This is a genomic window from Rhodoferax sp. GW821-FHT09E07 (assembly GCF_059416145.1).
On sequence record NZ_JBWKOP010000002.1, the window covers coordinates 535,771 to 546,781 of the forward strand.

The following is an 11,011-nucleotide window of genomic DNA, read 5'->3' on the forward strand; positions in this document are numbered from 1 at the left end:
GTGGTTTGCACTTACAAGCCACTGACTTGCTTCAGGCTTACGAATTTACGCCAAAAAACCCTCAGCGCCCCACCATCTCCGAAGGCACCACCCACTGGTCAAACTGCTCCGCCGTGAGATACCCACTGGCAATCGCTGCCTCGCGCAGGCTGCTGCCTTCCTGGTGCGCCTTCTTGGCAATGAACGCCGCCTTGTCGTAGCCGATATGCGGGTTCAGCGCGGTCACCAGCATCAGCGAGCGGTCCACCAGCTCCGCAATGCGTTCACGGTTTGGCGTGATACCCACCGCACAGTGGTCGTTGAAACTCTTCATGCCGTCGGCCAGCAACCGCACGCTTTGCAAAAAATTGTGCGCCACCAGGGGCCGGAACACGTTGAGCTCGAAGTTGCCGGATGCGCCACCAATATTGATAGCCACATCGTTGCCCATCACCTGCGCCGCCAACATGGTCAGCGCTTCGCTCTGCGTTGGGTTCACCTTGCCCGGCATGATGCTGGAGCCGGGTTCGTTCTCGGGAATGCTCAGCTCGCCAATGCCGCTGCGCGGGCCGCTCGCGAGCCAGCGCACATCGTTGGCAATCTTCATGAGGCTGGCCGCCAGCGTCTTGAGCGCGCCGTGCGCATGCACCAGGCCATCGCAACTCGCCATCGCCTCGAACTTGCTGGGCGCGGTGACAAACGGGTGCCCTGTCAGGCGCGCCAGCTCGGCAGCCACGTCGTGCGCGTAGCCAGCGGGCGCGTTCAGGCCGGTGCCCACTGCGGTACCGCCCAGGGCCAGTTCGTACAGGTGACCCAGCGCCGCCTCGATGTGCTTTTCACCATGCGCCAGTTGCGCGGCGTAACCGGAAAACTCCTGGCCTAGCGTCAGCGGCGTGGCGTCCTGCAGGTGGGTACGACCGATCTTCACGATGTCATGAAAATCGCGTGACTTGTGTGCCAGTGTGGTCTTCAGCACCACGAGCGCGGGCAACAGCCGTTCGCGAATTGCCGTCACCGCGGCCACATGCATGGCCGTGGGGTAGACGTCGTTGCTGGACTGGCTGCGGTTCACATCGTCATTGGGGTGCACCAGCCGCCCTTCCCCACGCGGGCCGCCCAGCAGCTCGCTGGCGCGGTTGGCCAGTACCTCGTTCACATTCATGTTGGTCTGCGTGCCCGAACCGGTCTGCCAGACCACCAGGGGGAACTCGTCCGGGTGCTGGCCTGCAATCACCTCGTCGGCCGCAGCAACGATGGCCGCCGTCTTGGCCGCATCCTGCAGGCCCAACGCCTGGTTCACGCGGGCGGCACTGCGCTTGGTCTGCGCCAACGCCACGATGATTTCCAGGGGCTGACGCTCTCCCGAGATGTCGAAGTTTTGCAGCGAGCGCTGGGTCTGCGCGCCCCACAGCCGGTCGTCCGGCACCTCAATGGGGCCGAAGGTGTCGCGTTCGGTGCGGGTGTGCGGGGCGGGAGGCGTAGGCATGGTGGCATTCTCCTCCCGTACGCTGCTCACGTGGGTGTCCAAGCGTCAATGCGCATCCACCAGCCGACGCAGCCCGGCGTCGCGAATCTCCAGCACCTCAAACAGGCCCAGTGCGCGCAAGGCGGGCAGGTCTGCCAGGATGTCCTGCTCGGCCTGCGCCCTTGCCTCGGCCGGAGCGGAGCTGTCCTGCTGCACCCGGGCGTTGGCCAGAAAGGCCCCCACCGTGCCCTTGCGCACAGTCACGCCCTGAAATTCACGCTGGTTGTCTTGGTCTGAAAGAATGTCTTCTGCACGCATGGCGCACTCCTATGGGGTTGAGAGGGGCCCAGTCTAGGCAGTCGCCTTCGGCCTTGCTACAGTATTGAAGCCATTCAATACGCCATTGACGCCAAAATCATCTACCCTCTCCGCCGCCGCCCTGCTGGATGCTGCCGATGGCCCCGTGCTGGTCGCAGTGGCCTTGGCCGATGCCGTGCCGCGCGTCACGCCCAGCCACCGCCACGGGCGCGGCCAGCTGTTTGGCGCCGTGCGGGGTTTGCTGTCGGTGGGGGTGGAGATGCAGGCCCATGCGGGCACCGCACAGTCTGCCGCCCAGTGGGTGGTGCCTGCCAGCCATGCGCTATGGGTGCCGCCGCAGCACGCACACTCTCTGCATTCGCATGGCGCCTTCCACGGCTGGAGTGTCTATATCGCCGAGGATGTCTGCTCCAGCCTGCCCGCACAGCCTTGCTTGTTGCGCACCTCGGGGCTGCTGCGCGAAGCGGTCGCGCGCGCCAGCACCTGGGGCCCTGCAGCATTGGACGCTGCGCAGCGGCGCATTGCCCAGGTGGTGATGGATGAAATCTGCGCCCTGCCCCACGAAGCCTTGGGTCTGCCCATGCCGCAAGACGCACGCCTGCTGCGCCTGGCGCGTGCGCTCGCGGAGGCGCCCGGTGACACACGCAGCCTGGAAGCCTGGGCCGACTGGATTGCCATGGCACCGCGCACGCTGACGCGGCGCTTTACGGCGGAAACGGGCTTCAGCTTCAGCGACTGGCGCCAGCGCGCCCGGCTGATGCGGGCGCTGGAGCTGCTGGCGGCCCGCACGCCGGTGACCACAGTGGCGTTGGAGCTGGGCTATGACAACGTCAGCGCCTTCATCGCCATGTTTCGCCGCGCCATGGGCACCACGCCCAGCCAGTATTTCCTGCCATCCTGAGCCCATCAGCAAGAGAAAATGGCCTCCAGCCCCCGCCAACATTGCGCAAGCAGCTATGGTAACCATAGCAAGTGGTTTCCCGTAACCGGGCTGTACCCGGCGCCCGCTGCCAAGGGATAATTGGGGGCATTTCGTTACCCTCCACCCCAGCCAGGCCCTCCATGACCACGATCATCCGCCAAGCCGACCTCATCGAATCGGTATCCGCCGCCCTCCAGTACATCAGCTACTACCACCCCACCGACTACATCGCCCACTTGGCCCGCGCCTACGAGCGTGAGCAAAGCCCGGCGGCCAAAGACGCCATCGCGCAAATCCTGACCAACAGCAAGATGAGCGCCACGGGCCACCGGCCCATCTGCCAGGACACCGGCATCGTCAACGTGTTCCTGAAGGTCGGCATGGACGTGCGCTGGGAAGGCTTTACCGGCAGCTTGGACGACGCCATCAACGAAGGCGTGCGCCAGGGATACAACCACCCCGACAACACGCTGCGCGCCTCCGTCGTGGCCGACCCCGAATTCCTGCGCAAGAACACCAAGGACAACACGCCCGCGGTGATCTTTACCGAGCTGGTGCCCGGCAACACCGTGGAGGTGACCGTGGCCGCCAAGGGCGGTGGCTCCGAGAACAAGAGCAAGATGTACATGCTCAACCCCGGCGACAGCGTGGTCGACTGGGTGTTGAAGACCGTGCCCACCATGGGCGCCGGCTGGTGCCCACCTGGCATGCTGGGCATCGGCATTGGCGGCACTGCGGAGAAAGCCGTGCTGATGGCCAAGGAAAGCCTGATGGACGACCTGGACATGTACGAGCTGCAGGCCAAACAGGCCAGTGGCGCCGCGCTGGACAACGTCGAAAAGCTGCGCCTGGAGCTGTTTGAAAAGGTCAACGCGCTGGGCATTGGAGCCCAGGGCCTGGGCGGTCTCACCACGGTGCTGGACGTCAAGATCAAGATGTACCCCACCCACGCCGCCAGCAAGCCCATTGCAATGATCCCGAACTGCGCGGCGACCCGCCACGCCCACTTTGTGATGAACGGCAGCGGCCCGGTCTACCTGGACCCACCGAGCCTGGACCTGTGGCCCAACGTCAACTGGACGCCCAACACCCAACTGAGCAAGCGTGTGGACCTGAACACCTTGACCAAGGACGAAGTCGCCAGTTGGAAACCCGGACAGACACTGCTGCTGAACGGCAAGATGCTGACCGGCCGCGACGCAGCGCACAAACGCATCCAGGGCATGTTGGCCAAGGGCGAGAAGCTGCCCGTGGACTTCACCAACCGGGTCATCTACTATGTCGGCCCGGTCGATCCGATCAAGGGCGAAGCCGTAGGCCCCGCGGGCCCGACCACCGCGACCCGCATGGACGGCTTCACCGAAATGATGCTGGCGCAAACCGGCCTGATCTCCATGGTCGGCAAGGCCGAGCGCGGCCCCGTCGCGATTGAAGCGATCAAGAAGCACAAGAGCGCCTACCTGATGGCGGTGGGCGGCGCCGCTTATCTCGTGTCCAAGGCCATCAAGGCCGCCAAGGTGGTCGGCTTTGAAGACCTGGGCATGGAAGCGATCTACGAATTCGACGTGGTGGACATGCCCGTCACCGTGGCCGTGGACGCGGGCGGCACCAGCGCCCACATCACAGGCCCTGCCGAATGGCAAAAGAAGATCGCCACGGGCGAGTTCAAGCAGATCCCCGTCACCGCGGGCTAAGCCTTGCCCGCCTCGGCTACCAGCCCCATCGGGGTATTTGACAGCGGCGTTGGCGGCTTGAGCGTGCTGCGCGCGCTGCGCGCAGAGCTGCCACACGAGCGCTTTGTCTATGTCGCCGACAGCGGCAATGCCCCCTATGGCGAGCGCGACGATGACCACGTTACGACGCGCTCGCACGCCATTGCCGACTACCTGCTGGCACAGCACCAGATCAAGGCGCTGGTGGTGGCCTGCAACACGGCCACGGCAGCCGCCATCAAAAGCCTGCGCGCGGCCTATGTCGGCATACCGCTGGTGGGCATAGAGCCTGCGCTCAAGCCTGCGGCCGCTGCCAGCCAGACCAAGACCGTGGGCGTGATGGCCACGCGCGGCACGCTGCAGAGCGAGAAATTCCAGGCCCTGCTGACCACGCTGCACGGGCAAGCCACCTTTGTGCTGCAGCCGTGCGACGGGCTGGCCATCGCTATCGAACGCAACGACGCTACAAAAATAGAAGCACTCTGCGCAGATTACACGGGGGCTATGGGCCGATTTGGCCTGGAATCTGGCACCATGGACACGCTGGTGCTGGGCTGCACGCACTACCCGTTTGTCGAGTCTGTACTGCGCCACTCCATCGGCGACCAGGTTGCGTTGCTGGAAGGCGGCGCTCCGGTGGCCCGCCACACCCGGCGCCTGCTCGATGCCGCAGGGCTGCTGGCGCCAGAGGCCGCAGCCCCAACGGCGGCGACTACCCAGTTTTTCACCACGGGCCGGGTGGAAGATCTGCGCAATGCAGCCGCTCGCTGGCTGCACATGGACGCCAGCGTCAGCGAACTAGCTGTTTGAAACGGGGTGGGGGAAATGGCAAAACCGGAGCCGAAAGCGCCGTGGCCTGTCCGGAGGGGATCGAACCCCCGACCCACAGCTTAGAAGGCCGAATAAAAACCTTCTGCAACCCGCATAAAACCTAGTTTCCTTGCCAGAAATGTGATTATTTGGGACACTCTTGGGACAATTGAGAGGTTTCCAACATGGCGAGTTATGAGAAGCGCGGCGAATTCCAATGGCGAGCAAAAGTGCGCCGCCAAGGGCAGCCCGCTCTGAGCAAGACCTTCGACACCAAGAAAGACGCGGAGAACTGGGCACGCGAAGTCGAGCGGAAAATTAAACGCGGCGAAATCGACGATCTTGATCCACTAACGCAGCGAATCACAGTCAACGAGGCAATCAAGAGCTACAGGGCTGATGTGCTCCCTACGCTTGCACGAGAAGGCTTGGGCACATCAACGGTCTACCTGGCCCGGATTGAAGCGGAATTTGGCCCCCTATTTGTGTCCGCACTCCGTGCTCCCGCAATCAATACCTGGATCAAAACCTTGGCAAAAGATGAGGGCCTTGCATCACAGACCATCATTCACCACCTGAATGCCCTTTCGGCTTTGATCGGACATGCACAAACCGCCCTCGGTGTTCACATGCCAGCTGGGAATCCAACGAAGCTCGTGAAGCGCCCCGCTCCACCCTCTGCTCGCGATCGAGTACTACGCAAAGGCGAATTCGAATTGCTCATCAGAGCCGCCAGGTCGCCTGGTGATGGATTGGGGATGGCCGCTGGAGCAATGTTGGAGCCAATCTTTCGTCTGGCACTAGAAACATCCATGCGTCAGGGCGAATTGCTGGCCGTCCAATGGGCATGGATTGATCAGAAGAACCGAGTGATCAAACTACCAGCCGACGACACAAAAAATGGCGAGAGTCGAACTGTGGCCCTATCAAGCGAAGCACTGAAAGTGGTGAGGTCGGTACCCAAAAACATCAATGGCAGAGTGTTTGGGAACTGGAAGGACGCCCAGAGTTTCCAGAAGCCATGGCAGCGCCTACTTAAGCGAGCACGAATCCTGTACCTTGAGGACTGCCAGCTATCCGACATCAAGCCTGATCCGCTTATGTTGTCAGACCTCAGATTCCATGATCTTCGGCATCACGCTACGACTGAGTTGTTTTCAAAAGGGCTAAATCCTTTTGAAGTGGCCAGCATGACCGGACACAAGAGCATGCAGATGCTCAAGCGATACACACACGTCGATGCCGCCAAACTGGCGCAAAAATTGGGTTAGTGGCCAGCCAGGATGGACTCGAACCTACCCCGAACTTAGAAGGTTCGTGCCCTATCCGGATGAGCTACTGGCTGCAAGCCGAGCAGATGTTACTTCACGCTATGCAATGCATTGACAATCCACCAATAGCTATAGGACGTTGCCGCCTGACCACCACAGCTCAGCCGCCTAACCCCGTCGTGCCCTACCTACAAGCGCGTCCCCAGGTAGGACCTTGTTGCCCCCCACCAATGCGAGAACAACGGGATGCCGTTTTCTGAGAATGCAACCTCTGATTTGCCCACAATTGATCAGGGTGTGAAGCACTTATGCAAAAATGCAAAGGTGAAGCATTTTGTAAAAGGCTTGTTGTCCTACATCACAATGTCATCACCTTGTGGTCTACTGAATTGGTGTGAATGTAGATTGGCTGTATGTGAGCCATTACGCTGAAGCTAGCAAAAGCTCGATTTGGCGTGTTTTGACCTAGACTATTGCCGCAATAGACACACGTCTATCGATGTCTAATAGCTGTAAAGGTACACTGTAAGTACATGATGCAACTTTTTATATAGTGAAATATGGCCTTGGCTCCAGAAGTACTCAATGGCTCTATCGTTCTGATGGGTGTATTTGCACCTGCTCAGTTCTCACCTGAATGGCTCCTTAAGAATAGCCTTATCGGTGAGGTTGATTTCACGCAAATGAAAGAGAACGAAAACCTAGTCACTGCCTCTCAGGTCGCGCAGTTGGAGTGCAATGCGTTTAGCATGCAAGTCACACCAAACAGGTTTCAAATCATTAGCAAAGACGTCCTAAGACCGACAATTAATGATATTTCAAAGGGCGTCCTGTCTTTGATAGGAAAAGCGGTCATAAGTAGCGCCGGAATTAATTTTATAGCGCACTTTAGGATGCCTACAGAGCAGTCATATCATAAAGTTGGCGACACACTTGCCCCCAAAGAAATTTGGAAGGAACTCTTTCCGAATCCTGAGTGGTCTGCAGGACTTACTGATCTGGCTGTAAAAATCAGATTTTCTCCTAGAAGTGCACCTAATGACAATGGGAATGGAATAACCGTCCGTATTCAACCATCTGCGAAAGTTGATGTACACGGCATCATGCTGACGTACAACAATCATGCAAATTTTTCGGCAAAAGAAGAAAACTCCGAAGAGTTAGCGTTTCAGTTTTTAAATACCAACTGGGAAGAATCCTTCACTCACTCTGAAAAAGTATTTGTTGAGCTTCTTGACGCAGCTACGAAATGAATACTTCGATGAACCCCAATGTATTCAACAGCTATGGATACATTTCCGATCTCTATGAAGAGTCTATGGCTAGCCCTGCAGGCAGCGCTGATGGTCTAGAAATTACAGCACGGACTGCAAGGTCTGCTGCCGTAACTTTTACTGATGCAGATGTGGGTTTAATTGACTTTGATGATGTACTACAAGAGCAAGAGCTTGGGTTTCATCACGTAAGAGTCAATAACCCCGAACCACCTTCAGTTAGTTTTTTACCCACTTCTACTGTAATAGAAATATTTGAAGGTGTTGTGCAGTCTGTGACACCGGAGAAAATGAATGTAGTTCTTCGTGCGAAACGGAATTTGGAGACACCGGATCACACAATGGCAATTGACTTGGAGTTTGTTCAACCCCAAGACATGGATCTTGTGCAACCAGGTGCGGTTTTTTACCTGACAATGTTTAAGGAAACAACCGGAAAAACTGTCAAAAATGTAGAGGAAATTCGATTTAGAAGACAGCCAAATTGGAATAGCACTATGCTCCGTCGCTTGGAGCAGCTTGCAGCAGAACTATAAAAATGTTCGAAACAGCAAATCATCCCTCTGCGGATGAGGTGGAGGTTATTGTATTTGGTCCCGGTTATGGCGAATGTGTTGCCGTGCATATTGGACAAAGCAATTGGATAATCATTGACAGCTGTTTGAATGATGAAAAAAAACCGGTCGCAAGAGCGTACTTGGATTCGATTGGTGTCCAGCCTAATCAGGTGAAGTACATTGTTGTGTCTCACTGGCATGATGATCACACACGGGGTATCAGTGAATTGGCGAACTACTATTCAACTGCCAGGATAGGCGTATCGAACATTTTAAATAGCAAAGAAGGCAAGATTTTTGCCACAGCTTACTCTGGCAAAATAACTGAATTAACACGCGGCACAAAAGAGCTTTTCACTATATTTAAAGAATGCAAGCCTCGAATTGAGGCGCTTAGTCAGAATACACTGCTACTCCAGCCCAGTGAAAAATTAGGCACTATTCAGGCCCTATCCCCGACCAACGATTGCTACTTTGATGCTCTTCAGCAATTGCACAATGCAATTCCAAAGCCCGGTGTACCGCAACCGATAAATGAAGCCCCCACTTTTTCACCAAATAATGAAGCTATTGCAATTCACATAGATACAGGTGAATTTGCAATATTGCTAGGGTCTGACCTTGAGTCCGAGCAAAATGGCTGGATTACCTTAGCAGCAAACTTCAAAAGTCAGAATATCAAACCGGCAGACTTTTACAAAGTAGCGCACCATGGTTCGCCTACCGCTGAGTGCAATGAAGTCTGGGATACCTTACTTTGTGCATCGCCTGTTTCAGTACTAACGCCATTCAATCACGGAAATGTTAGCCTCCCTAGAGAAACAGACAGAGTACGCATAAACGAAAAAAGCCTGACGGCGCATATCTCGTCTCAAAGTAGCCTACGACCTGTTATGGATTCAAGAATATCACGGCGCTTGAGTTCAATAGGTACCTCACCAGTTCCTTTGAACAGGAAGCTCGGAGCGGTTAGATCCCGTAAGTCATTGACAAGCAAAGATGGCTCTGTGGGTTGGAGTATTTCGTACTTTGGTGCGGCAGGAAAGATGCAATAGTTCTTTGGTCATTGCAGCAATGATCGCTTCTAACCGTAAAGCGCTCCACCAGCCTACCTACACAAGACCCCGAACTGCATGAGGATGCATCAGAAGACGCATTTACTCATATTTGAGTAATAGTCTCCCTGTAGCCCTCATGCGCCTTATTGTCTTGAGTGCACTGCGTAATCCTTCGCCACAGCCCCGGCTTTTGATCCAACATTTACCATCGAAGGGCGCACCCAAATCACCTTGCTCTCCAGGCGTCGCAAATGCCCCCGGCGCAAATGCATCCTTGGGCTACTGTGGCTACCACCTGCACCATTCTTATCACCCACTTGCCGCTCTTCAAATAGCTGCAGGACCTTGTACGAGAAGAACGGCTGCTTGCCTTTCTCCTGACGTTTCTTGTTAAGAGCTGCCTGCGCGTGGATCTCGGTAGTGGTGACGTTGGCGCAATTGATGACACTGCAAGCTTGAACAACAGTCTGAACCTCGTCGCGTGAGTCCAGAATGATCTGAGCATAGACTTTTTCAAGGTTGCCGCCATATGCGGACAAGGCCTGCTCATAGAACTCTGGCAATAGATAAAAAGGCTCAGCTCTGAATTGCAACGCGTTTGGCTTGGCTAGGCCCGCCTCAATAGCTGCCGCATGAGCGATGCGACTTGCTGGCAAAGACTCATTCAACCTCACCTCTTGTATGGTGTTTTCATAGGGCACGAATGAACCGCCAAGGGCAACGGTCCATCGACGATGCTCAGCATCCCAATAGATCGGGACAACAAATACACCGCCTGCGGGAAAAGCATTGAGGATGCTGTTTAATCCCGGCAGCAACTCGCCTTCTGACCCCGATTCCCAGCAAAGTGCAATGCGTTTTGTTGCCGGTGTCTGATGAAATTCGCCGAGCTGCTCAATGCCATCCTCCTTCTCCCACGGAGCCTCGAAAGCTACGCAAGAAAATGGCAAGCGCGTAAGGTCTAGGTGAGCCTGCTTCAATTCACTCGGGTCAATCAGATTGCAGCAGTTTGGTAGGATGAATTTGACACTGCGTTGCAACATATCGATCAACCGCCGGAAGACACGAGCGGACTCCGGAGCAGTGGCGCGCAACATAGCCTCCAACTCACGCATGTCTTCAATAGCATGTGCGCAGTAATTCAGCGTTTGAATTTGATCATTTTTCAATTCGGTTCATCCCAAAAATGTCGGCATAGTTGCTCAAATATCAAGGTGCGACCAGGCGCGCTCAGTCCTCGAGGTCCTCAGCAAACATAGCCCGCATCTCCCCCATCGTAGGAATCCCAGCCGGTACGATCTGAATGCCATGGCCAGTGGCCCGAAGAAGATCCAGGAGGGCACTAACAGAGATATCCCTGCCGCCCTCCATTCGATACAGGATGTCACGGCTACGACCGGCTCGTTTTGCGATTGCGCTGGGCCGAAGACAGGCTTCAACACGCATCTTTCGAAATGCAACTCCAAGCATCCACGGCGTTTTTATTCTGTCCATTACTCTGGGCGTTTTATTTGTTATGGGTCAATTTGTACAGAATACAGGACGATCGTAGATGCGCTAAAAAGCTGTGAATCGCCCCGGGTTTTGTAGACACCTGATAACCTCAATTCCAAGAGGTAGAAGTGTTTATGAACAAACAAACGAA

Annotated in this window: 11 protein-coding genes and 1 tRNA gene; 7 read left to right on the forward strand and 5 right to left on the reverse strand. The window is 56.2% G+C overall.

The window, feature by feature from the left end:
* Positions 1-61: 61 nt before the first annotated feature.
* On the reverse strand, positions 62-1,465 hold the full coding sequence (fumC, locus tag AC07OE_RS05690) for a class II fumarate hydratase (protein ID WP_495069587.1): 1,404 nt from the start codon (positions 1,463-1,465) through the stop codon (positions 62-64).
* Between the two features lie 45 nt (positions 1,466-1,510).
* Complete coding sequence (locus AC07OE_RS05695; RefSeq protein WP_495069588.1) at positions 1,511-1,762, reverse strand: hypothetical protein; 252 nt, start codon at positions 1,760-1,762, stop codon at positions 1,511-1,513.
* Positions 1,763-1,826: 64 nt separating this feature from the next.
* Between AC07OE_RS05695 and AC07OE_RS05700 the strand changes: the two genes are divergently transcribed.
* From AC07OE_RS05700 to AC07OE_RS05715, 4 genes are all read left to right on the forward strand, one after another.
* Complete coding sequence (locus tag AC07OE_RS05700) at positions 1,827-2,663, forward strand: AraC family transcriptional regulator (protein ID WP_495069589.1); 837 nt, start codon at positions 1,827-1,829, stop codon at positions 2,661-2,663.
* 161 nt (positions 2,664-2,824) lie between these two features.
* Positions 2,825-4,378, forward strand: a complete 1,554-nt coding sequence (locus AC07OE_RS05705; protein ID WP_495069590.1) for a fumarate hydratase — start codon at positions 2,825-2,827, stop codon at positions 4,376-4,378.
* 3 nt (positions 4,379-4,381) lie between these two features.
* Positions 4,382-5,206 carry a glutamate racemase gene (gene murI / locus AC07OE_RS05710; RefSeq protein ID WP_495069591.1) on the forward strand — a complete coding sequence of 275 codons (825 nt, stop codon included), beginning with the start codon at positions 4,382-4,384 and terminating at the stop codon, positions 5,204-5,206.
* A 185-nt stretch (positions 5,207-5,391) separates the two neighbouring features.
* The gene (locus AC07OE_RS05715) at positions 5,392-6,477 is read left to right on the forward strand and encodes a tyrosine-type recombinase/integrase (RefSeq protein WP_495069592.1); all 1,086 of its coding nucleotides are present in this window, start codon (positions 5,392-5,394) and stop codon (positions 6,475-6,477) included.
* Here AC07OE_RS05715 and AC07OE_RS05720 read toward each other — a convergent pair.
* Positions 6,478-6,551 (reverse strand) — tRNA-Arg (locus AC07OE_RS05720).
* A 486-nt stretch (positions 6,552-7,037) separates the two neighbouring features.
* Here AC07OE_RS05720 and AC07OE_RS05725 point away from each other — a divergent pair.
* Genes AC07OE_RS05725 through AC07OE_RS05735 form a run of 3 tightly spaced genes read left to right on the forward strand, consistent with a single transcriptional unit; the run spans position 7,038 to position 9,363 of the window.
* A complete protein-coding gene (locus AC07OE_RS05725) occupies positions 7,038-7,730 on the forward strand; it encodes a hypothetical protein (protein WP_495069593.1) in 693 nt (230 codons plus the stop codon).
* Entirely contained in the window at positions 7,727-8,287 is a 561-nt protein-coding gene (locus tag AC07OE_RS05730) for a hypothetical protein (RefSeq protein ID WP_495069594.1), read from the forward strand. The genes AC07OE_RS05725 and AC07OE_RS05730 overlap by 4 nt, the downstream gene beginning before the upstream one ends.
* A 2-nt stretch (positions 8,288-8,289) precedes the next feature.
* Complete coding sequence (locus AC07OE_RS05735) at positions 8,290-9,363, forward strand: MBL fold metallo-hydrolase (protein ID WP_495069595.1); 1,074 nt, start codon at positions 8,290-8,292, stop codon at positions 9,361-9,363.
* Positions 9,364-9,509: 146 nt separating this feature from the next.
* On the opposite strand, the gene AC07OE_RS05740 is transcribed toward AC07OE_RS05735, so the two are convergent.
* Both AC07OE_RS05740 and AC07OE_RS05745 read right to left on the reverse strand, forming a co-directional pair.
* Positions 9,510-10,535: a hypothetical protein gene (locus AC07OE_RS05740; RefSeq protein WP_495069596.1), complete on the reverse strand. Its 1,026-nt coding sequence runs from the start codon at positions 10,533-10,535 to the stop codon at positions 9,510-9,512.
* A gap of 61 nt (positions 10,536-10,596) precedes the next feature.
* Complete coding sequence (locus AC07OE_RS05745; protein WP_495069597.1) at positions 10,597-10,860, reverse strand: helix-turn-helix domain-containing protein; 264 nt, start codon at positions 10,858-10,860, stop codon at positions 10,597-10,599.
* Between the last annotated feature and the right edge of the window lie 151 nt (positions 10,861-11,011).